Genomic DNA, 22094 nt, shown 5'->3' with positions numbered 1-22094 from the left:
ACGGCCCGCCCTATAATTATCGTGCCGGAGGGGTCGGAGGCGGGCGCGGCTGCGCCGCGAATCGGCCCGGGGGCGGGCCTCCTACAGGTCGCGATCGATGATAGACAGCCGGTTGCGCAGGGTACGGATCTCATCCAACAGGTCCAGCGCCAGGGCGGCACCGGCCAGATTGACCCCCAGGTCGTGCTGCAGCCGCTGCACGCGCATCACCCGGCCCAGGCTGCTGCCGCTGAACCGCCAGTGACGCAGATCGTCGCCGCGCGGCTCGATTATGCCCTGCTCCACCAGCTCGACGATCCACTCGGCGTGCACCCGGCAGGCCCGGCTCAACTCACCCAGGGTCAGCAGGCACTCCTCATCCAGCAGCAGGCCGACCAGAATCTCCTCTTCCCGTCTCATCTACACCCCCAGTCCGGCACGTGGATTGAACGCCAATTCCTCTGCCATTTTACGGTATAGCTCATTCGCCTTGGCGTTGTCTGCCGGCGGCAGGGCGATCTGCAGCACCGCATACAGGTCGCCGGGGCTGGCGGCGGGAATGCCGCGCCCCTTCAGCCGCAGCTTGCGGCCGCTGTTGGAGCCGGCCGGTATGGTGAGATCGATCACTCCATCCGGGGTCGGCAGCTTCACCTTGGCACCCAGCGCGGCCTCCCAGGGCGACACCGGCAGGTCGAGATAGATATCCCGCCCGTCCACCCGGTAGGGGGGGTGGGGCCTGAACTCGATCTCCAGGTAGAGATCCCCGGCCGCGCCCCGGCCGATACCGGGGGCACCCTGCCCGGCCAGGCGGATCTGCTGGCCCTGACGCACCCCCTTGGGAATGCGCACGTTGAGGGTGCGCTCGCGGGTGATCACATGCCCACGCGGATCCAGCTCGGGGGCATGCAGGGTGATGCTGCGGGTAGCGCCGTGAAAGGCGTCCTCCAGATCGATCAGCACCTTGGCGTGGTGGTCCTGTCCCGGGGCGTGGAATCCACCGCCACCGCGTTGGCTCGAACGGAACGCCGAGCCGAAGCCCTGGCCGAACAGGGACTCGAAGAAGTCGCTGTATTGCGAGGCGTCGCCGTCGGTGAAGCCGCCGCCGCTGAATTCGAACCCGGCATCCCAGTCCGGCGGCGGACGGAAATCCTGCCCGGCCTTCCAGTTGGCCCCCAACTGGTCGTAGGCGGCACGTTTCTCCGGGTCCTTGAGCACCTCGTAGGCCTCCCCCACCTCCTTGAAGTGCTTCTCGGCATCCGCCTCCTTGCTCACGTCCGGATGGTATTTTCGCGCCAGCCGGCGATAGGCGCGCTTGATCTCATCCTGGGTCGCGCCCTTGTCGACCCCCATGACCGCGTAATAGTCTTTGTATTGCATAACCTCCACCTGAAAGCGGCAACCTTGTTGTTATATGAGGTGGGGTTGGGACGGCCCATTTTCCAGCGGCTGGTGTGTGCCGGACCGGCCATCGGCGGGCCCTGTCATGGCACTCCCCACACCTGAACTATAGTCGCCGGTGACGCCCTGTTCAGGTGTGGCCAGAAGGGATCGGTAATTGTCGGGTGGGCACGTTTTTTGTGCCCATGCGGATGCGGCACCCGGGGATGACAGCGTGGGCACGGACGACGTGCCCACCCTACCGTTTATTGGAAAGCGTCAACCCGTGGCCAGTTTCAGCCTGGCGTGCCGCTCTTCCGCCGGCGCTTCGGCTGTCACTTCCGGAGCCTTGGCCGGTTTCCCGGTGGGCACATCCGGCTGGGCGTGGCGGTCATGCAGGAAGCGCAGCACCTCGGCACGGTAGTGGTTATAGGTCGGATCATCCGCCAGTTGCAACCGGTGGCGCGGGCGCTCCAGCTCGATGGCGAGGATCTCGCCGATGGTGGCGGACGGGCCATTGGTCATCATCACGATACGGTCCGATAGCAGCACCGCCTCGTCCACGTCATGGGTGATCATAATCACCGTGTTGTTGAGCTCGCCCTGGATCTCCATCAGGGAGTCCTGCATGTGGGTACGGGTCAGGGAGTCGAGCGCGCCGAAGGGTTCGTCCATCAGCAGCACCTTGGGCTCCATGGCCAGGGCCCGGGCGATGCCGACCCGCTGTTTCATGCCGCCGGAGATCTCGTCGGGGCGCCGTTCGATGGCGTGCCCCATGTGCACCAGTTCCAGGTTGTGCAGGGTCCACTCGTGACGCTCCTGCCGGCTCTTCTGCTTGCCGAACACCTGGTCGACCGCCAGTCTTACGTTGTCGTAGACCGAGAGCCAGGGCAGCAGGGAATGATTCTGAAACACCACCGCGCGATCCGGTCCCGGCTCGGTCACTTCGCGATTCTCCAGCAGCACCCCACCGGTGGTGGCGTTGAGCAGCCCGGCGACGATATTGAGTACCGTCGATTTACCGCAACCGGAGTGGCCGATCAGGGAGATGAACTCCCCCTGATCCACCTTGAGCGAAACGTCATCGAGCACATTCAACGGCCCATTGTCGGTGGCGAAAGTGATACTGATATTTTCCAGACTCAGGTAATTATTCATGTGATTGCTCCTTATCGCAGTACCGCATTGCGGTCCCAGGTGGCCCAGCGCTGCAACAGCAGCATGCCGCGATCCAGTATGAAACCAAGACAACCGATCACCAGCACCGCCACCATGATGCGCGACAGTGAATTGGAGCTGCCGTTCTGGAATTCGTCCCAGACGAACTTGCCGAGCCCGGGATTCTGCGCCAGCATCTCGGCGGCGATCAGCACCATCCAGCCGATGCCGAGGGAGAGGCGCAGGCCGGCAAACATCATCGGTATCGACGACGGGATGACGATCTTGATGGTCTTGGTCAACCAGCCGAGACGCAGCACCCGGCTGACGTTGATCAGGTCCCGGTCGATCGAGGAGACCCCCACCGTGGTATTGATAATGGTGGGCCAGATACAGCACAGGGTGACGGTGATGGCCGAGGTGATGAACGCCTTGTCGAACATCGGCTCATCGCTGATGTAGACCGCGCTCACCACCATGGTGACGATCGGTAGCCAGGCCAGCGGCGAGACCGGCTTGAACAGCTGGATGAGCGGATTGATCGCCCGGTACAGGGTGGCGCTCATGCCACAGATGATGCCGATCGGGATGGCGATCAGCGAGGCGATGATAAAGCCGGTCGCCACGGTCACCAGACTGGTGACAATCTGATCCAGGAAGGTCGGCTTGCCGGTATAGGGGCGGACCTTGACCTCGGCAGCCGGGTTCTTTGCCAGTTTGGCCTGGTTGCGCTGCTCCTGGCGCTGGTAAAAGGCGACCTCTTTCTGCCGCTCCGCCTGATGCTCCTTGTACAGTTGAACACCCTGACCCCAGACCTGCACCGGCCCCGGTAGCTGTCCCAGCGAGGTGGTTACCGAGGCGGCCCCCGCACTCCACAGCATCAGGAACAGACCCAGTGCGGCGAGGGGAATCAACAGCTGCTTGATCAGTGACGAGGTGGCCTTGACCAGCCGATCGCCCTCGAGAAAGGCGAACAGCGACTGTAACCACTTGAGGTCAAAACTCTTGCCTGGATTGATGATTGTTGTGCTCATAGTCGTATCCTGCTTGATCCGTTCTGCATGCCCCCGCCAACCGGCGGCGGGGGCGATTGCGGTTAGATTTTGTCAGCACCCTTGAGTCCGATCTTGAACTGCTCCAGGTATTCATTCGGCTGCTTGCCGTTGTAGGTAATGCCGTCGATGAAGTGGGTCTGGGGCGCGCGGAAGCCATCTTCAGCAGCGAAGTCGGGGAATTCGCCGGCGGCAATCTTGCCTTCGGCAATCAGTTCCCTGGCCGCCGTCTGATAGATATCCGGGCGATACACCTTTTTGGCGATGTCCATGTACCAGCTGTCCGCCTTCTGCTCGCCGATCTGCCCCCAGCGACGCATCTGGGTCAGGTACCAGATGGCATCTGAGTAGTAGGGATAGGTGGCGTTGTAACGGAAGAAAACGTTGAAGTCCGGCACCTCGCGTTTGTCGCCCTTCTCGTACTCGAAGGTGCCGGTCATGGAGTTGGCGATCACCTCGTAGTCGGCGCCCACATAGTTGGACTGGGAGAGGATCTTCACCGCCTCGGGGCGGTTGGCATTGTTGTTGTCGTCCAGCCACTTGGCGGCACGGATCATCGCCTTGACCACCCGGATATGGGTGTTGGGATTTTCATCGGCCCAGGACTTGGAAACGCCGAACACCTTCTCCGGGTTGTCCTTCCAGATCTCGTAATCGGTAATCACCGGCACGCCGATACCCTTGAACACCGCCTGCTGGTTCCAGGGTTCGCCGACACAGTAGCCGTTGATGGTCCCGGCCTCCATGGTGGATGGCATCTGTGGCGGCGGCGTGACCGAAAGTAGTACATCGGCCTGCAGGTTACCGCTGGTATCGCCCTTGGCCGGTGCATAATAGCCGGGGTGGAGGCCGCCGGCCGCCAGCCAGTAGCGCAGCTCGTAGTTGTGGGTGGAGACCGGGAACACCATGCCCATCTTGAACGGCTTGCCCGCGTCCTTGAATTTCTCCACCACCGGCTTCAGGGCATCCGCCTTGATCGGATGCACCGGCAGGCCGTTCTCGTGCGGCACATGGGGCTTCATCTGTTCCCAGATATCGTTGGAGACGGTTATCGCGTTACCGTTCAGGTCCATGGAAAAGGCGGTGATGACATGCGCCTGGGTACCGAAACCGATGGTGGCACCGAGCGGCTGACCGGCGAGCATGTGCGCCCCGTCCAGCTCGCCGTCGATCACCCGGTCGAGCAGCACCTTCCAGTTGGCCTGCGCTTCCAGCGTGACATAGAGCCCTTCATCCTCGAAGTAGCCTTTCTCATAGGCAATGGCCAGCGGAGCCATGTCCGTCAGCTTGATGAAGCCGAACTTGAGATCCTCCTTTTCGGCCGGCCCCACTGCGGCGGCCGCGCTGTTAGCGGTCAGCGCCGCAGCGGTGGCAATCCCCGCGCACAGCAGCAGCGAACGCATGGCGCGGAGGGGACCCCGCCGCGCCGGCAGCGCCTGACTTGCTGTCGTATCACCCACTTGTTGGCACTGTTTCATCTCTTGCTCTCCTAAATGGCCAGAAAATAAAAAAGCGCCCACCACAACGGGTACCAGACCCGTTGCAATGGACGCCTTTGTCCGTTTTGACAGACCGCCGTTGGCCTGTCGTTGATCAGCTTCGAAATCGCCAGCGGGCGTTTCGATTCAGTTAATCGCTGTTACTGCAAGGTGCGGGCCAACTTTTTAAATCCACCAAAAACTGCGCCTTCAATCTCACCGACCCGAATAGCACTTACTCAAGGCGAATTGCGGGATTTTCGTCATTCCATCCTTAGGTCTGTAACCGGTGCATCCCTGCACCACTCCTCCGGCGCAGGCCGGAATCCAGGGATACCGCCACCATCAAGCAATCTGGATCCCGGCCTGCGCCGGGATGACGGTGGTTCTTGGCTTAAGTAAGTGCCATTCCTCCCTGACCCCGCTTTCCGCCACCTCCTGACAACCAACGCGTCGCCAGATTGCACAATTCCGGTGCCTGTGCACCGCTGGCGCCCAGGGAGCGTGCACTTCATTCGAACAGCTCCGACATCTCGATCAGCCGCTCGGCCACATCGGCCACATCGGCCAGGCGCCGATTCTGGTCCATGGCCATCTTCTGCAATGCCCGATAGGCCCGCTCCTCCGACCAGTGGCGTTTGTTCATCAGGATGCCCTTGGCACGGTCCACGAGCTTGCGTTCCCGTAACGAACTGCGAGTTCGGTCCAGCTCGTCGCGCAGGGTCTGGTACACGCGAAAACGCGCCACCGCTACGTCGAGGATGGATCCCAGGCGCCGGCCATCAAAACCATCCACCACATAGGCATGCACGCCGGCATCCACCGCTGCGGCCATGATTTCACTGTCGTCCTGATCGGCAAATATCACCACCGGACGCGGCCATTGGCTGCTGATGGTGCGTATCTGATCCAGCAGCCGCGTATCCGGAAGCGCGATATCCATCACCACCAGATCGGGTTGCACAGCCTCGATCTGCCCGATCCACTGCTCGGACAGCAGGCGCGTCGCCAGCACCTCGTGACCATTCTCCAGCAGCGCCTGTTGCAGCCGTCCGGCATGCTCCGCACACTCATTGATCACCAATACGCGCGGCACGATTACCCCCTCTCCCTGGCGAGCGCCGGGCGCTGCCCGCGCAGGACGATTTCTTCATGGAAATGGACATAACAGGTCACTTGCTAACTCCAGGGCAATCAACAACACCTACAGGGTTATGCAGTGACTGTGCCAACCCCGCTGGAGGGATTATTGCGGGATCGGGGAGTACCGGTTATCCGGCCGTGGATCAACGAACGACGGGGGGCGGTTTTTGTGGGTGGATAAGCTTGCGCATGCCATCCTCCGGTCCGTAAACGGTACATCCATGTACCACTCCTCACCGTCAACCGATTCATGGTGGATGCGCTGTCGCTTATCCACCCTACATTCGAGCATTTTTTATAAGGCGAGGAGTGATGCTGGTGGATGTGCCTCTGGCTTATCCACTGTCGGAACCCTTGTCGGGACGAAGTTGTAGGGTGGATAAGCCGGTAGGCGCATCCACCATGGACTGCGAATTCCGAAACTGGAGTCAGTCGAGCCGTTTGCTGTCCCGCCCCGCTTCATACTGGGGCAATTGGTCGCAGATATGATCCCAGGCGGCCTTGGAACCGACAAAGATATGCGCGTCCGGGTGGAATGCGGGAGGATCGATCAGGGTACCCAGGGTAAACTCGACGAACTCCCCCGGGTCATCGGCCGGAGCAAAGGTCATGCTGGAGCCGCAGCGGGAACAGAAGCGGCGTACCGTGCCATTGGTCGCCCGGTAGCTGCTGAGCAGTTGTTCTCCCTCCAGCCAGCGAAAATCCTCCGCCCTCGCCTCGCCAAAGGTGGCAAAGGCGGCGCCGTGAAACTTGCGGCACATGGAACAGTGGCAGTGGGCCATGCGCGGCCCGATGGCGTCCACCTCGTATTTCACCGCACCGCAGAGACACTGGCCGCGCAGCGGCGATACGCTTTTGTCATTCATCTGCTGCTCCTGTTTCCGAAGAGGAGGGCGGCGGCTATTGCGGCTTGTCCGGCTTTTGCAGTTCCGCCAGCTTCCGGTTGTAGAGTTCCCGGGTAATCTCACCCGCCGCCAGGCGGCGTTTCAGGGACTTTTCCAGCAGTTCCCGGTTGACCGGATTGCGCCCCTTCATCCTGGCCCAGCTGATACCCAGGGCAATACCGCCGATGGCGCTGCCCCAGAAGAGCAGCATAGCCCAGAATCCAAATTCAGAAGTGTCCATAGGCAAATACCGAGTGACCGTCAATGGGTGGTCCGGACCGGCAACGCTACCGATGTCCAGCCCCGCGGAGCCCTAAGATCACGATAGGGACAGCAGGGAAAACGGAGCCGGTTTACCGCGATGTTACTGCGTATTCCGATGGTAACGGAAGTGGCAGCCGGGAGTCTGTCTGGCTGAGCGACAGACTCCCGGCGAGATCGCCGGCGCAAATGCCACCCCGGCCGAAATTCGGATTGAAGTTCTTTTTTTCCCAATAATACAGTAAGTTAGTGGGTTATTTAGCTGTAGATTAATTGGATATATTTTGTTAGCCTCGAGTAAGTTTTTGTTCAAGCACACTCCTTTGAACCTCTTTATGTAGGATGACGGCCTGATGAAAATCCTGTTTCGCTTGCTCTTCATCGCCCTGACCGTACCCACCCTGCTGGGCGGTTGCGCGTCCCATAAAATCAAGTCGCAGGCGATGCAGCAGAAGGTCCACCAGAAAAAACTGTACGGCAACCTGACCCGCGATGAACTGGACCAGATCAACCGCCAATGGAACCTGCTGGTCACCTACAAAGAGGATAGCCTGGAGGATCACTGGCAGTCCCCGGCCGAAACCCTGGCGCTCAAAACCGGTGATTGCGAGGATATCGCCATCGCCAAGATGTTTGATCCTACCCTACACCGTGCCATCCCGGCCGCGCAGCTGCGGCTGGGTTACGTCCACACCCCGGCTGGACTTCCCCACATGGTGCTGATCGTCGGCCAGGGTGATGCGGCGCTGGTGCTGGATAATCTGGTTGACGACATCAGGACCCTGGCCGAATCCGGTTACCGGCCGGCCTACCAGCTGGATGCCAATGGACAGGTCTATCGGGATGACCGGTTGCTCGTTTCCCACCCCCGGTTTGAGAAGTTCGAGCTGATCCTGGCCGAGTTCGGGATGTTCGACCTGAAGCTGGCTGAACTGGAACCGGACATCGCCTACTAGTACCAGCCCACCCGGGCTGAAACCACACCCCGGCGGAACCGGGAACCCTCAACCAGCTTCATGCTAAACTGGGCGAAAATCATTGATTTAGTTGATTAATTCATCAAACTTGCCGGCATTGTCGTTTATAATGACACTTGTAGTAGCAGCAGACCGGCCAAGGGCGCGATGAAAATTCTGATACCCCATATTCCCTCTAATATAAAGCGCCAGGAACTCCTTTCGGTTGTTCAGCGCGCCGTAAAACCCAGATGGTTCATGCCCCTCAAAAAGGGCGGCACGGTCGCCAAATGCAGCTTGATCCGTATCCTCGACGTGGATAGCGGGGGGGTCGAGATTCATGGCCTGGTGGATGTTTACCCGGAACGGACGGCGGAGAAGGTGATCCGCTCACTCAATGGAAAAAAACTTCACGGTTATCGGCTCTCGGTAAGGAAATGGGCGGATCGCACACTGATGGTGGGCGGAAAGAAAAAACTCCCCGACGGCCAGACCGCTTGCAAGCGTCGGCGCAATCTCGAAATCTCCATTACCTGATCCCTTATGACGAACAGCTCAGGCTGATCCAGCCGGCCCAGTCGGGGACCGCTTCGGCGTAGCGCTGATGATCCGGGTGCTCGCTGAAGGGATGCCGCAGCAGCGCCGATAATTCATTCACCAGCCGATAATCGCCGGAATCGGCCGCACGAATCGCCTCCTCGGCCATGTAATTGCGCAGGATAAACTTCGGGTTCACGGCCCGCATTTGGGCCGCTCTTAGCGGCGGAGTGGTAGCCTCCCGAGCGATCCGCGCGGCATAGCGCTCGATCCAGCGGGCAAAGGTGGTCCCCCAGATCGGGATTGTAGACACCGAACTGATGTCCGGTGTATTTCATGGCGATGCTCTCGGTTCCCGGGAGGGTGGCATGGCCGCCAAAATAGCGGGCCAGTTCATCCGGATTTAACAATTCCGGGTCAAGATCAAGCAGCCGGGCCACTTCAGGGTTGACGCTGATCAGGTGCGTCCCTTCCAGCGGGCTGGGATCGATCCGCTGGTAGAAGTGCCCCGGCAACCGGACATAGCTGGTATCAAAATTGAGATTTTCCAGGGTTCGGACGACTGTCGACATACCACCGCTCTGCAGGATTGACATTCCAATACCCTACCATTATCGTCGGTTTTTAACAGCCCACAAACCGTGGGCGTTTTTCAGTCGGGTAGTCACATGAAAATAACCATAATCAGCGGCAGCCATCGCGATCCCTCCCAGAGCATGAAGGTCGCGCAACATATCCAACGGGTGTTACGGGAAGCCGATTACTGCGTCGAGGCAGAGATCTTCAGCCTCGCCGGTAATCCACTCCCACTGTGGGATCAGCGCATCTGGGAGGACGATCCCGAGTGGCGGGAGATATTGCAACCGATGCGTACCCTGTTCGGCGCCAGCGATGCCTTCGTGGTGGTCTCGCCGGAATGGCACGGCCAGGTGCCGGCGGGATTAAAGAATCTGTTTCTGCTCTGTAGCAAAAACGAGGTGGGGCACAAACCGGCGCTGATCGTGACCGTCTCCGCCGGCGACGGCGGCGCCTATCCGGTGGCCGAACTGCGCATGAGCAGCTACAAGAACAACCGCATCTGCTACATTCCCGAGCAGATTATCGTGCGCCACGTGGAAACGGTACTCAATGCCGATCCCGAGAAGAACGATCCCCGCTCCGATCCCTATTACCAGGAGCGCATCGCCTGGGCCCTGAGCCTGCTCGGCCAGTACGCCTCGGCGCTGAAAGCGGTGCGCGACAGCGGCGTCGCACTGCACAAAAAATTCGCCAACGGCATGTAAACCAGGCAAATGCCTAGGGAGCACAGTATGAACAGTCCGGACAAGTCGGCGGTCAGCGGCTATCTGCAGCAGTTGCAGCGCCGCATCTGCCAGGCCCTGGAAAAGGCCGATGGCCAGGCGAAGTTCCGCGCCGACGAGTGGACGCGGGACGGCCGTCAGGGTCTGGGCGGTGGCGGCATCACCCGGGTCATCGACAACGGCACTGTCATCGAACAGGGCGGGGTCAACTTCTCCCATGTGGTGGGCGAGAGCCTGCCGCCATCCGCCACCGCGCATCGCCCGGAACTGGCCGGCCGGGCATTCGAGGCGATGGGGCTCTCCCTGGTGATCCACCCCTGGAATCCCTATATCCCAACCTCCCATGCCAATGTGCGCTTCTTCATCGCCGAGCGGGAGGATGAGCCACCGATCTGGTGGTTTGGCGGCGGCTTCGATCTCACCCCCTACTATGGCAACGACGAGGATTGCCGGCACTGGCACCGCACCGCGTTCGACGCCTGCCAGGGGTTCGGCGAAGAGACCTATGACCGCTTCAAGCAGTGGTGTGACGATTACTTCTATCTGCGTCACCGAAACGAACCCCGCGGCATTGGCGGACTGTTTTTCGATGACCTGAACGAGGGGGGATTCGACACCTGCTTCCGCTTTATGCAGAGCGTGGGGGACCACTACCTGCCGGCCTATCTACCCATTGTCGAGCGCCGCCGGGATCAGGCCTACGGTGACCGGCAGCGGGAGTTCCAGCTCTACCGGCGCGGCCGCTATGTCGAGTTCAATCTGGTGTACGATCGCGGCACCCTGTTCGGCCTGCAGAGCGGCGGCCGGACCGAGTCGATCCTGATGTCCCTTCCCCCACTGGTCAAATGGCGCTACGACTGGCACCCTGATCCGGATTCTGAAGAGGCGCTGCTCTACGCGCGCTACCTGAAGCCGCGGGCATGGCTGGACGAGTAGCCATCTCGGAACGGATCGACCGAACAACAAACAAGCGGGGTGTTGTATGGACAAAAAATTCTGGCATGAACGCTGGGAGAACAACCAGATCGGTTTTCACCAGCAGGAGATCAACAGCTATCTGCAGCAGTTCTGGTCGCGGTTGCAGCTTCCCGCCGGCGCCACGGTCTTCGTGCCATTGTGCGGCAAAAGCCGTGACATGCTCTGGCTGCTGGAGCAGGGATACCGGGTGTTGGGCATCGAGATCAGTCCGATAGCCGTAGCCGATTTTTTCCGCGAGAACGGCCTCGCTCCCGAGGTCACTTCCCAGGACGGTATAGAGCGCTGGTCCTGTGATGAGCTGGTGATCCTGTGTGGCGACTTCTTCACATTGCGGGCCGCGGATGTCGCCCACTGCGGCGCGGTCTATGATCGCGCCTCCCTGATCGCCATGCCCCCGGCCATGCGCCCGGCCTATGCGGAGAAGCTGCAATCCCTGTTCCCCGCGGCCCGCCCCATCCTGCTGGTGAGCATGGAGTATCCGCAGCAGCAAATGGATGGCCCGCCCTTCTCGGTACAGGAGGTTGAGGTCCATGGACTCTATGCCGGCCGCTTCGCGATCGAAAATATCCTCACCCGGGATATCCTGGAGGAGAGCCCCCGGTTCAGGAACCGCGGGGTCACGGCGATGCGCGAACGGGTCTATCTGTTGCGGCCTGTGGCCGGTTGACAGGAGCCATCCGAATGGCACTTATTTAGTCATCTTCGCGCCTGACCGAGAGATAAAGATCCGCCGGATCGTCACAGTTCATGGTAACGGTGATCGGGCGGCAGCAGACCTGACAATCCTCAATGTACTCCTGCTCGGATACCGAGCAGTCGAGGAGCAACAATTGGGGTTCTCCACAGTACGGGCAGTTCACGGTGCGCTGCTGGATCAGTTCCATAACGATACCCCCAGGTGTGACGGGAACCTTAGGGCTCGCGCAAAAATAAGTTTCGGTATTCGGTCGCAACTGGACCCCGCTGGCGGCGTTACGCTTTTTGGCAAGGGAACGGCCATTGCCTGCAAAGCGTGCCTTGCCAGCGTGGCCCAGTTACGCCCTCGGTACTACGAAATTATTCTTGCGCGAGCCCTTACGGCTTACGCCGGTTCCACCGCCACCTCCGTTTTGACTGAGTTGGCAATAAAGCAGAGATCGTGGGACTGGTGATGCAACGCCTCCAGTTGCGCGACCGTCGGTTGGCGTTCGCCGCCGAACTCGATCGCCGGCCGCAACACCACCCGCAACATCGCCATCCTGCCCGCGGCATCCTTCCCCATCACCCCGACCGCATCGTCAACATAGGAATCCACGCGAAATCCCTGCCGGGCGGCGAGTGAGAGGAAGAACAGCATGTGGCAGCTGGAGAGTGAGGCGATGAACGCCTCCTCGGGGTCCACATTGGCCTCGACCGAGAGTGGCACCGGCACCACCTGGGGCGACGAGGAGGCAGGCACGCTGAGCCCGCCATCGAACTCCCAGCGATGGCCACGGCTGTACCGGTTATCCAGAAAATTGGCGTCACCCCGTTGCCAGGTTACCCGGGCGCTGTATTCCGACATCGACTTGTCTCCCGCACTGCATCTCCACCAAGGAGTAGTGTAGCGCACCGGCGGGGTGGCAAGGGAGTAATGCGGATACCGGGTGACGGGACAAAAACGGATTACTCAGCCCGCTGCTTCTCTACCTTGAGCCGGGAGGGCCGCGTCAGCAGATAGCTCGCAACCGTCAGCATGATCAACGCAACCGCCCAGATAATGAGCGTCGGCAGGCGGCTGAACCCGGTGAGATAGACCAGACTGGCCGACATGGTCAGGGCAATCAACAGCTTGGCATGTAGCGGGATGATCCGGTGCTGGTGCCAGCGCTGCAGCGCGGGACCGAAAGTCCGGTGCCGGTAGAGCCAGCGGTGTAACCGGAGCGAACTTCGCGAGAACGCCCAGAGTGCCAGCAGCAGAAAGGGCGTTGTCGGCAGAACCGGCAGCACCACGCCCAGCATGCCCAGCGCGAAGCACAGCCAGCCCACGGCGAGGTAGGCCACCCGGGCGACTCCGCTGCGCTGTTGTGGATGTTGTGCCGGCATAGAGAAGATCACTGCTCGCATCGATACAGACCCCTATTCAAGCAAATGCACAGGTGGCTGTCGACAGCAAAGGCGCTGCCCCGGCAGCACCGGATTCAGCAACGGTTGACCCCGGCAGCGGTTGGCCGGCACGCCCCGCCCCAATCCGTCGGCGATTCACGCCATTTTGATCTATGGTATTGATCAGGTATGGCTTGGCCGGCAGCGACAGCGTGATCCACTCAACACCCGTTCAGCCGATCAAGCCGGGACGCCACGGCGGGAGTGCGTGTGGCGCACGACAAAGGAGAGAGCCATGACACTTATTCTGACATCCGACGCCTTCGAGAATGGCGGCGAGATCCCCCGGCAGTACACCTGCACGGGCGAAGACCGCTCGCCGTCGCTCGCTTGGGAGAACGTGCCCGCCAATGCCCGGAGCCTGGTGTTGATCGTTGACGACCCCGACGCCCCCGATCCCGCCGCCCCGAAGATGACCTGGGTGCACTGGCTGCTCTACAACCTGCCGCCAAGCGCCACCGCTCTGCCCGAGCAGGTCACCACGGCGCAGCTGCCGACCGGTACCCTGGAGGGGCTCAACGACTGGCAGCGTACCGGTTACGGCGGCCCCTGTCCGCCGATCGGCCGGCACCGTTACTTCTTCAAGCTCTATGCCCTGGACCGAATGCTCGCCGATCTGCGGCAGCCCGGCAAGAAGCAGCTGGAAGCGGCCATGCAGGGCCATATCCTCGCCCAGGCAGAGCTGATCGGGACCTATCAGAAGTAGCCGCGCGGGTCCTCAGGGCCCTCAGGGATTACAGGAGTAGCCGAATGCGGCCAGGCCCTCCTCCAGGTAATCGGCCAGCAACGGATGAGCAATCAGGTACTCCGCCGTGTACTCATTCCAGCTGTCGGCCGCCTCCTCCAGCGCCGCCGGCCACTCCTCGACGGAGAAGTCGCCGCGTCCGACCCACATCAGGGCCACGACCGCCTGCTGCTGATCCGGTTCCAGGTCCTCGATCGTCGCCTTGAATTCCTGGAAGGTGGTGTCGCCGCTATGATCCGCGAGTACCTGCAGAGCCCAGTCGTCACTCGGGCTGTCGGGTACCTCGGGAATCACCACCTCCTCCTTGCAGTGGAATAGCCGTGCTTTTTCGCTGAGAAAGCAGACCGTGTCTTGATTGATGTCCAGTTCCGCCATATCAACCTCCTGTTCTGTTCAACCGGCCAACCGTGGGCTGGCTAGGAGTCTGTCGGGCTTGACCGACAGACTCCCAGGACATCCTCCAGGCTTTGCCGGTTCACCTCGATGCCATACCGTTCCCGCAGATAGGCGGCAAACGACTGAACGGTCGGTGCGGGACCCGGCATGTCGCGCAGGAAACCGCGCAGATCCTCCATCAGCGCCCAGGGGTATATGATCCAGCACCATTCACGCACTACTTCGGCGTAGAAGTCCGGGGTGAAATCACTGACGGTTTTGTGCTGCAGCACCGCCGTTTTCAGCACAGCGGGTTCGCCCTCTCCCTGCAGATGGCTGAGTGCCACGACAAAGGTATCACCGGAGTCGCTGACGTCATCCACCAGCAGTACCCGTTTGCCGGTAATATCGACGGTCAGGGGGTCGCGTAACCTGGCCAGCCGCTCCTTGTGGGCACCGCGATAGTGTTCGATCCTGAACCCGGTGAGATCGAAGATGCCGAGGTAGTCCGCCAGGACGCGCGCCGGCAGGTAGCCGCCCCGGCCGATGGCCACGATCAGGTCGGGCTGAAAACCGGCCTGACGCACCCGTAGCGCCAGCTGGCGGGCGAGTGCATGGAATTGCCGCCAGCTGATCAACTTGCACTGCATGGTATCAGGCATTGAATCCCCTCGAACGCTGCTCCCCCTAGTGTAGGCCGTCTCTCTGTTCCGGCACAGCCGGGCGCGACCCATACTCCCTTACTCAAGTTTCGAAGTTCATTTCACAAACCCGAATCGCTGAATTCGTAGGGTGAGGAGTGGTGCAAGGAAGTACCACTCCTCACCGCGGCAATGGTGGATGCACCTACCGACTTATCCACCCAACAAAACTGCATCAAGGGATGAGCCATTTACCCGGCAATCGCGTCGACAGACTCCCAGAATCGATCGACTCCTAGGGCCGGTCCGGAAGTATGTGATGCTTGCCCGCCACCTTGACCGTGGTCGCTTGCGGTCCTACATCCCCCTGCCCTTCATTGAAGCGCACCTGATCGCCGATCTCCAGCCGATCAAAACCTCCATTGATCACGCTGTTGCGATGGAAATAGATCTCCCGGCCATCATCGGTCCGGATGCGTCCGAAATCCTCCATCGGCATGAGCGAGATCACCCGCCCATGGGGTGGGGACTGATGGGACTTTACCTCATGCCTAAGCTTGTGAGTGAACTGCCTCAGCTGCCGTTTCGTGGCCGCAAAGGCATCGCGAATCGCCACATGCATCTCCTCATGGGCCTGATGCTGATCCGGTTTCCGGCTCGCCACCAGCTCCCGCCCTCTCACCGTGATATCGACACGCGCGTGGAACAGATTACCCTGTTGGTGGTGCCGGTGGCGGCGTTCCACCATCACACGACAGCTGGTAATGATATTCGGGAACAGCTGCTCCAGTTTTGCCGCATGACTGCGGACATCGGCTTCCACCGCATCCGAGTGGTCCATATTGCGGAAAGTGAGTTGTAATGGAATTTTCATGGCGTCCGATACCCTCCCTCTTGGCTCTCCTGATACCAGGCTGTCCGCCTGGTACCTCTAACTAAAAAATAGCACAGAGCCACAGCACACTCCCCTGTTTTGAAGCGACAAAAGTTACCCCCTCCCGGCTTGACGCCCCCGGGATAAGCTCCTTTAATCAGGAGAAGATTACCGGTCCCCGAGCCAGCCCATGCCGAATGCCAGTTGCGATATCAAAGACCCTGCCCTCGCGGAACGGGGGGTGCAACGCATCGAATGGGCCTGGCAGGAAGGTACCGCCTGATGCCCTTTTCACGTGACAGGGGCATGCGACAGATGCTCGCCGACATCGACAGCGAAGTGGGCTACACGCGCCGGCTGATCGGCAAGGCGGCACTCGACCGGCGGGTTATGGACGCCATGGCACGGGTACCGCGCGATGAGTTCGTACCCGATGAGATGAAGGCGCTGGCCTTTGATAACGGCCCGTTGCCGATCGGCCATGGCCAGACCATCTCCCAACCCTATATCGTCGCCCTGATGACCGACCTGCTGCTGCCGCAAGCCGACCAGCAGGTGCTCGAAATCGGCACCGGCTCGGGTTACCAGACCGCGGTGCTGTCACTGCTGTGCCGGCAGGTGTACAGCATGGACCTGATCCCGAAACTCACCGACGCCGCCGCCAGCCGGCTGGCCCGGCTCGGCTACGCCAATGTCCGCATCCGCAGCGGCAATGGCTACCACGGCTGGCCGGAGCACGCACCCTACCACGGCATCATCGTCACCGCCGCCGCCCCCTACGTCCCGGAGGAGTTGATCGACCAGCTCGCCCCCGGCGGACGCCTGGTCATCCCGGTGGGCCTGCCCCATTTCACCCAGCAACTGCTGCTGGTGAACAAGGATGAGCAGGGACGTACCCACACCCGCGATATCCTGAGCGTCGCCTTCGTGCCGCTGGTGGACAGCCCGACGGCAACGGGTGACGAGCAGTAGACGGATGGCGACACAGCCGCTTCAGGTCAGCCTGCGCTTCTACGAAGAACTGAACGACCTTCTGCCTGCGGAGAAGCAAAAGGTGGAATTCGTGCATCGCTACAAGCAAACCGGCTCAATCAAGGATCTGGTCGAGTCACTGGGGGTGCCGCACACCGAGATCGACCTCATCCTGGTCAATGGCCGGTCGGTGGATTTTCACTATCAGGTGCAGAACGGCGACCGGATCAGCGTCTATCCGGTGTTCGAGTCCCTGGACATCAGCCCGCTCACCCGATTGCGCCCCCGCCCCCTGCGCGACCCCCGCTTTGTGCTGGACGCCCACCTGGGCCGACTGGCCGCCTACCTGCGCATGCTCGGTTTCGACGCCCTGTACCGCAACGACTACGATGATCCAACGCTGGCCGGGATCTCGGTGGAGCAGCGGCGCATCCTCCTGACCTGTGACCGTAAACTGCTGATGCGCAAACAGATCACCCACGGCTACTTCGTGCGCTCACGCCATCCCCACGAGCAACTGCGGGAGGTGGTCACCCGCCTCGACCTGCGCAACAACCTGCGGCCGTTCAGCCGCTGCATGCACTGCAACGGCATGATCCGGCCGGTAGCCAAGGCGCTGATCCAGGATCAGCTGTTACCCCACACCCGCGCCCACCAGGAGGTATTCGGACAGTGTGACCGGTGCCGCAAGATCTACTGGAAAGGGACCCATTACCAGCAGATGCAGCGCCTGATCGGCTGGCTGACGGCGGGGCCGGTGCCACATCCGCCAGATTCAGGCTAGCCTGAGGGCACTTCAATCGCGCCACGTGTCCCCTGAGACACATCGAAACTGCCTCGAATGGCAACAGTTACACGCTATTTCGAAACCGATGAAGTGAAAAAACGCCACCCTTCAGGAGAACCATACCGACTCGATTCAGTCTCACTGTTAGCGAACTATCCCGCATACACGGAAAAATTGGTCGAAATTGACCTCCATCAACACCCCATGGACCACGATTGATTAACCTCCCACAGGCGTCAAGATTGACCTCTGCTAAGATTGTCTTCTGCGAGTCCACTTTATTTCTCGGGTTTTCTAATCCGACGAGCGCTATATGCACAGCTTCAAAATCAGCCTTTTCTGCCTATGGGCGCTGCTGTCTCTGCCCATTGGCAACGCCCATGCGCTGACCATCAGCGCCGCCAAACCCGCCATGCCGGCGATCGAGGCCGCCTTTCCCGATGCCTCCCGGATCAGTGACAAAGCCCCCGCCGGGGGAGATGACGGCCCCCTGATCCGTACCATCTACCAGGCTGACACGGTACTCGGTTACGCCTTTGAAACCCGGGATATCCTGGACATCCCCGCCTACTCGGGCCAGCCCATCAATATCATGGTGGCCATGGATACCCAGGGTAACTTCATCGATATCCAGCTGCTTGAACACCACGAGCCGATCCTGCTGGTGGGCATTCCCGAGCAGAAACTGTTCGACTTCACCGCCCAGTACCGCAACCTCAACGTCACCAACCGGGTGCGTGTCGGGACCAGCAACAGCGAGGAGATTATCGGCGTGGATGCAGTCACCGGCGCCACCGTCACGGTGATGGTGGTCAATGAGACCCTGACGCGCTCGGCGCTCAAGGTGGCCCAGGCGCTGGAGATTGCCGGACTCAGCGCCACCGCTGTGGTACCGCCCGCCACCATCAGGCAGGAGCTCTACCAGCCCGCCGACTGGGCGACACTCACCAAAGACGGCTCCATCCGCCGTCTGCGGCTCGACCGTGGCGCGGTCGATCAGGCCTTTAGGGATACCGACGCCGCCGACGTGGATACGGCCGCGCCGGAACAGAAGAATGATCCCTTCATCGACCTCTTCTATGCCCCCCTGAACGTACCCACGCTCGGCCGCAACCTGCTGGGGGATTCGGAATATCAGTGGCTGATGAAACAGCTTCAACCCGGTGATCAGGCGATCGCGGTGTTCGGCAAGGGGCGTTACTCGTTCAAGGGCAACGGCTATGTGCGCGGCGGCATCTTCGACCGCCTCCAGTTGCAGCAGGCCGGCAAGACCGTCATCTTCCACGATACCGACTACCAGCGCCTCAGCGACGTCTATATCGAGGGCTTTCCCGGTTTCGACGAGATGGTGATTTTCATCATCCGTTCCGCCTACGAATTCGACCCCGGGGCACCCTGGCAACTGGAGTTGCTGGTGCGCCGTCAGGTGGGTGCCCTGGACAGCGTGTTCACCAGCTTCTACGGCGACTACCAGATCCCGGAGCGCTATATCGAGCGTCCCGCGCCACCGCCGGTGGAACAGCAGGAACCCGAACCCCTGTGGGTCTCGGTATGGCTTAATAAACAGTTTCAGATCACCGTACTGGTGATCAGTCTGGTGCTGTTAACGGCGATCATCTTCCTGCAGGACTGGCTGGTACGCTATCCAAAGTTCCTGCACAACCTGCGCCACCTGTTTTTGGCCTATACGGTGGTATTTATTGGCTGGTACACCCTGGGACAACTCTCCATAGTCAATGTCCTCACCTTCGTCCACGCGATAATGGCCGATTTCAGTTGGCAACTGTTTCTGCTGGATCCGGTGATCTTTATCCTCTGGGCCTATGTGGCCGTGACCCTGCTGCTCTGGGGCCGGGGCATCTTCTGCGGCTGGCTATGCCCGTTCGGCGCCCTGCAGGAACTGCTCAATCAAGCCGCCCGCAAACTCGGGATTCGCCAGTTCGAACCCTCCTTTGCGGTCCACGAGCGGCTCTGGGCGGTGAAATACATCATTCTGCTGGCGCTGTTTGGCATCTCGCTGGAGTCCCTGGGCGAGGCGGAGCGCTACGCCGAGGTGGAGCCTTTCAAGACCGCCATCATGCTCAAGTTCCAGCGCGAATGGGGCTACGTGCTCTATGCCGGCGGGCTGCTGTTTATCTCCCTGTTTACCCGCAAGTTCTACTGTCGTTATCTCTGTCCCCTGGGCGCGGCGCTGGTGATTCCCTCCAGATTCCGTATCTTCGACTGGCTCAAGCGCCGCAAGGAGTGTGGAGACCCCTGCCAGGTGTGTGCCAACGAATGCGAGATCCAGGCGATTGAACCCGATGGCACCATCAACGCCAATGAATGTCACTACTGCCTCGATTGCCAGATGACCTATCATAATCAAGACAAATGCCCACCCCTGGTGGCCAGGAACAGGCAACGCCGCAAGCGGGAGCAGACGGTGGCGGTGTCAGTCACCAAGACCCCGGCAGCCACTGTCGGGATCAACCAGGCACCCTCATAACGATTCAGCTGTTCTATGCTTGTCATGGTCTGGAGTAAATAATAAATCGCCTCAGGGACATCAAAGGAGAGAGAGATGACCGAATCAAGAAAACCACAACCAACGGAGATTGACCTAAACGATCCATCGGACAGTGAGCATGTGCGACTCAGCCGGCGACAGTTCCTGGGGTCCAGCGCCGCCCTGATGGGTGCCGCCGGGACGGGGCTGGGTGCCGGTCTGCTGGCACCCGCCAACGCCGCCGAAGACGAACACAATGATATCCAGGTGGCACCCGGCGAGCTGGATGAATACTACGGTTTCTGGAGCGGCGGCCAATCCGGCGAGGTGCGGATCCTCGGCGTGCCTTCCATGCGCGAGCTGTCACGGATACCGGTGTTCAATATCGACAGCGCCACCGGCTGGGGCATCACCAACGAGAGCAAGCGGGTGCTGGGTGACACGGCATTCCTGACCGGCGATGCCCACCACCCGCACATGAGCATGACCAAAGGCCGCTATGACAACAAATACATCTTCATCAACGACAAGGCGAATACCCGGGTGGCCCGAATCCGCTGTGATGTGATGAAGACCGACCGGATCACCACCATCCCCAACGTGCAGGCGATCCACGGCCTGCGGGTGCAGAAGGCCCCCTATACCAAGTACGTCTTCTGCAACGCCGAATTCCGTATCCCCCATCCCAATGACGGCAGCGGCATGGACGATATCGAGGCCTATTACACCATGTTCAACGCCGTGGACGCCGAGACCATGGAGATGGCCTTCCAGGTGATCGTCGACGGCAACCTGGACAACACCGACGCCGACTACTCCGGCAAATATGCCTTCTCCACCTGCTACAATTCGGAGAATGCCGTCACCCTGGCCGGCTCGCTGCGCAACGAGCGGGATCATGTGGTGATTTTCAATATCGAGCGCATCGAGGCGGCGATCCAGGCCGGCGACTACCAGACCCTGCCCGGTGCCGACAAGGTGCCGGTACTGAACGGTCGCAAGGGCTCCAAGCTGACCGCCTACGTGCCGGTGCCGAAGAGTCCCCACGGCATGAACACCGCCCCGGATGGCCGTTACGCCGTGGCCAACGGCAAGCTGTCGCCCACCATCACCCTGTTCGACATACACAAGTTCGACGACCTGTTCGAGGGCAAGATCGAGCCGCGCGACGTGATTGCCGCGGAGGTGGAGCTGGGGCTGGGGCCCCTGCACACCGCGTTCGATGGCCGCGGCAATGCCTACACCACACTGTTCATCGACAGCCAGATCTGCAAGTGGAATATGGAGCAGGCGGTGCGCGCCTACCAGGGCGAGAAGGTGAACTACATCGTGCAGAAACTGGATGTGCACTACCAGCCGGGCCACAACCATACCAGCATGGGGGAGACCCTGGATGCCAATGGCAAATACCTCGTTTCCCTGTGCAAATTCTCCAAGGATCGCTTCCTGCCGGTCGGCCCGCTGCACCCGGAGAATGACCAGTTGATCGACATCTCCGGCGACGAGATGAAGCTGCTGCACGATGGCCCCGCCTTTGCCGAGCCCCACGACTGCATCATTATCCACCGCAGCATGGTCAAGACCGACAAACTGTGGAAGCGCGACGACCCCTTCTTTGCCGACACCGTGGCCATGGCGAAGCAGGACGGCATCACCCTGGAACAGGACAACAAGGTGATCCGCGACGGCAACAAGGTGCGGGTCTATATGACCTCGTCGGCGCCGCTCTACGGCATGGACACCTTCCGGGTGAAGCAGGGGGACGAGGTGACGGTCGTTATCACCAACCTGGACACCATCGAGGACCTCACGCACGGCTTCTCCCTGGTCAATCACGGGATACAGTTCGAGATAGGTCCCCAAGCCACCGCCTCGGCGACCTTTATCGCCCGGGATCCGGGGGTCTACTGGTACTACTGCACCTGGTTCTGCCACGCCCTGCACATGGAGATGCGCGGCCGCATGCTGGTGGAGAAGGCCTAGG

The 22094-nt window shown here is 60.7% G+C and carries 25 protein-coding genes; 10 read left to right on the top strand and 15 right to left on the bottom strand.

The genetic code is table 11. The annotated features are described in order from the left end of the window. Positions 1-81: 81 nt before the first annotated feature. The 8 genes from O9K64_RS02930 to O9K64_RS02895 all read right to left on the bottom strand — a co-directional run bounded on the left by O9K64_RS02930 (position 82) and on the right by O9K64_RS02895 (position 7282). Positions 82-399, bottom strand: coding sequence for a chaperone modulator CbpM (locus O9K64_RS02930; protein ID WP_275096579.1), 318 nt, complete (start codon positions 397-399; stop codon positions 82-84). Continuing rightward, a complete protein-coding gene (locus O9K64_RS02925; protein WP_275096578.1) occupies positions 400-1356 on the bottom strand; it encodes a DnaJ C-terminal domain-containing protein in 957 nt (318 codons plus the stop codon). 279 nt (positions 1357-1635) lie between these two features. Continuing rightward, a complete protein-coding gene (locus O9K64_RS02920) occupies positions 1636-2514 on the bottom strand; it encodes an ABC transporter ATP-binding protein (protein WP_275096577.1) in 879 nt (292 codons plus the stop codon). Between the two features lie 11 nt (positions 2515-2525). Beyond that, a complete protein-coding gene (locus O9K64_RS02915; protein ID WP_275096576.1) occupies positions 2526-3548 on the bottom strand; it encodes an ABC transporter permease in 1023 nt (340 codons plus the stop codon). 62 nt (positions 3549-3610) lie between these two features. Then, on the bottom strand, positions 3611-5044 hold the full coding sequence (locus O9K64_RS02910; protein WP_335342221.1) for a CmpA/NrtA family ABC transporter substrate-binding protein: 1434 nt from the start codon (positions 5042-5044) through the stop codon (positions 3611-3613). A 511-nt stretch (positions 5045-5555) separates the two neighbouring features. Continuing rightward, positions 5556-6140 carry an ANTAR domain-containing response regulator gene (locus tag O9K64_RS02905; RefSeq protein WP_275096575.1) on the bottom strand — a complete coding sequence of 195 codons (585 nt, stop codon included), beginning with the start codon at positions 6138-6140 and terminating at the stop codon, positions 5556-5558. Between the two features lie 475 nt (positions 6141-6615). After that, the gene (locus O9K64_RS02900) at positions 6616-7053 is read right to left on the bottom strand and encodes a GFA family protein (RefSeq protein ID WP_275096574.1); all 438 of its coding nucleotides are present in this window, start codon (positions 7051-7053) and stop codon (positions 6616-6618) included. A 34-nt stretch (positions 7054-7087) separates the two neighbouring features. Continuing rightward, the gene (locus tag O9K64_RS02895; RefSeq protein ID WP_275096573.1) at positions 7088-7282 is read right to left on the bottom strand and encodes a hypothetical protein; all 195 of its coding nucleotides are present in this window, start codon (positions 7280-7282) and stop codon (positions 7088-7090) included. 403 nt (positions 7283-7685) lie between these two features. Between O9K64_RS02895 and O9K64_RS02890 the strand changes: the two genes are divergently transcribed. Further along, a complete protein-coding gene (locus O9K64_RS02890; protein ID WP_275096572.1) occupies positions 7686-8288 on the top strand; it encodes a transglutaminase-like cysteine peptidase in 603 nt (200 codons plus the stop codon). Positions 8289-8546: 258 nt separating this feature from the next. Beyond that, positions 8547-8825, top strand: coding sequence for a hypothetical protein (locus O9K64_RS02885; protein ID WP_275096571.1), 279 nt, complete (start codon positions 8547-8549; stop codon positions 8823-8825). A 113-nt stretch (positions 8826-8938) separates the two neighbouring features. Here O9K64_RS02885 and O9K64_RS02880 read toward each other — a convergent pair whose 3' ends face one another. Then, on the bottom strand, positions 8939-9421 hold the full coding sequence (locus O9K64_RS02880) for a protein adenylyltransferase SelO family protein (RefSeq protein ID WP_275096570.1): 483 nt from the start codon (positions 9419-9421) through the stop codon (positions 8939-8941). 72 nt (positions 9422-9493) lie between these two features. Here O9K64_RS02880 and O9K64_RS02875 point away from each other — a divergent pair, with 72 nt between their 5' ends. The 3 genes from O9K64_RS02875 to O9K64_RS02865 are packed head-to-tail and all read left to right on the top strand — an operon-like array spanning position 9494 to position 11771. Continuing rightward, the gene (locus tag O9K64_RS02875; protein ID WP_275096569.1) at positions 9494-10108 is read left to right on the top strand and encodes an NADPH-dependent FMN reductase; all 615 of its coding nucleotides are present in this window, start codon (positions 9494-9496) and stop codon (positions 10106-10108) included. 27 nt (positions 10109-10135) lie between these two features. Beyond that, on the top strand, positions 10136-11062 hold the full coding sequence (hemF, locus tag O9K64_RS02870) for an oxygen-dependent coproporphyrinogen oxidase (RefSeq protein WP_260293060.1): 927 nt from the start codon (positions 10136-10138) through the stop codon (positions 11060-11062). A 46-nt stretch (positions 11063-11108) separates the two neighbouring features. Next, positions 11109-11771, top strand: a complete 663-nt coding sequence (locus tag O9K64_RS02865; RefSeq protein WP_275096568.1) for a thiopurine S-methyltransferase — start codon at positions 11109-11111, stop codon at positions 11769-11771. Between the two features lie 25 nt (positions 11772-11796). On the opposite strand, the gene O9K64_RS02860 is transcribed toward O9K64_RS02865, so the two are convergent. The 3 genes from O9K64_RS02860 to O9K64_RS02850 form a co-directional block, all read right to left on the bottom strand. Further along, positions 11797-11988 (bottom strand): CPXCG motif-containing cysteine-rich protein, encoded by a 192-nt coding sequence (locus O9K64_RS02860; protein WP_335342220.1) that lies wholly within the window; start codon positions 11986-11988, stop codon positions 11797-11799. Between the two features lie 197 nt (positions 11989-12185). Then, the gene (locus O9K64_RS02855) at positions 12186-12647 is read right to left on the bottom strand and encodes an OsmC family protein (RefSeq protein ID WP_275096567.1); all 462 of its coding nucleotides are present in this window, start codon (positions 12645-12647) and stop codon (positions 12186-12188) included. 101 nt (positions 12648-12748) lie between these two features. Next, positions 12749-13189, bottom strand: a complete 441-nt coding sequence (locus O9K64_RS02850; protein ID WP_275096566.1) for a YbaN family protein — start codon at positions 13187-13189, stop codon at positions 12749-12751. Between the two features lie 274 nt (positions 13190-13463). Between O9K64_RS02850 and O9K64_RS02845 the strand changes: the two genes are divergently transcribed. Continuing rightward, positions 13464-13934 carry a YbhB/YbcL family Raf kinase inhibitor-like protein gene (locus O9K64_RS02845; protein ID WP_275096565.1) on the top strand — a complete coding sequence of 157 codons (471 nt, stop codon included), beginning with the start codon at positions 13464-13466 and terminating at the stop codon, positions 13932-13934. 21 nt (positions 13935-13955) lie between these two features. Here O9K64_RS02845 and O9K64_RS02840 read toward each other — a convergent pair whose 3' ends face one another. The 3 genes from O9K64_RS02840 to O9K64_RS02830 all read right to left on the bottom strand — a co-directional run bounded on the left by O9K64_RS02840 (position 13956) and on the right by O9K64_RS02830 (position 15863). Next, the gene (locus tag O9K64_RS02840) at positions 13956-14348 is read right to left on the bottom strand and encodes a DUF3775 domain-containing protein (protein WP_275096564.1); all 393 of its coding nucleotides are present in this window, start codon (positions 14346-14348) and stop codon (positions 13956-13958) included. Positions 14349-14389: 41 nt separating this feature from the next. Further along, positions 14390-15010 carry a phosphoribosyltransferase gene (locus tag O9K64_RS02835; RefSeq protein WP_275096563.1) on the bottom strand — a complete coding sequence of 207 codons (621 nt, stop codon included), beginning with the start codon at positions 15008-15010 and terminating at the stop codon, positions 14390-14392. A gap of 274 nt (positions 15011-15284) precedes the next feature. Beyond that, entirely contained in the window at positions 15285-15863 is a 579-nt protein-coding gene (locus O9K64_RS02830) for an HPF/RaiA family ribosome-associated protein (protein ID WP_275096562.1), read from the bottom strand. A gap of 282 nt (positions 15864-16145) precedes the next feature. On the opposite strand from O9K64_RS02830, the gene O9K64_RS02825 reads away from it, so the two are divergent. The 4 genes from O9K64_RS02825 to nosZ all read left to right on the top strand — a co-directional run bounded on the left by O9K64_RS02825 (position 16146) and on the right by nosZ (position 22093). Next, positions 16146-16835, top strand: coding sequence for a protein-L-isoaspartate(D-aspartate) O-methyltransferase (locus tag O9K64_RS02825; RefSeq protein ID WP_275096561.1), 690 nt, complete (start codon positions 16146-16148; stop codon positions 16833-16835). A gap of 4 nt (positions 16836-16839) precedes the next feature. After that, positions 16840-17619, top strand: coding sequence for a Mut7-C RNAse domain-containing protein (locus O9K64_RS02820; RefSeq protein WP_275096560.1), 780 nt, complete (start codon positions 16840-16842; stop codon positions 17617-17619). A 316-nt stretch (positions 17620-17935) separates the two neighbouring features. Continuing rightward, positions 17936-20110, top strand: coding sequence for a transcriptional regulator NosR (nosR, locus tag O9K64_RS02815; RefSeq protein ID WP_275096559.1), 2175 nt, complete (start codon positions 17936-17938; stop codon positions 20108-20110). Positions 20111-20185: 75 nt separating this feature from the next. After that, complete coding sequence (gene nosZ / locus O9K64_RS02810; RefSeq protein ID WP_275096558.1) at positions 20186-22093, top strand: TAT-dependent nitrous-oxide reductase; 1908 nt, start codon at positions 20186-20188, stop codon at positions 22091-22093. The last annotated feature ends 1 nt before the right edge of the window (position 22094 follow it).

Origin of the sequence: Sedimenticola hydrogenitrophicus, assembly GCF_029017505.1 — a bacterium.
GTDB lineage: Bacteria > Pseudomonadota > Gammaproteobacteria > Chromatiales > Chromatiaceae > Sedimenticola > Sedimenticola hydrogenitrophicus_A.
This window is presented reverse-complemented; position numbering and strand designations above follow the sequence as displayed.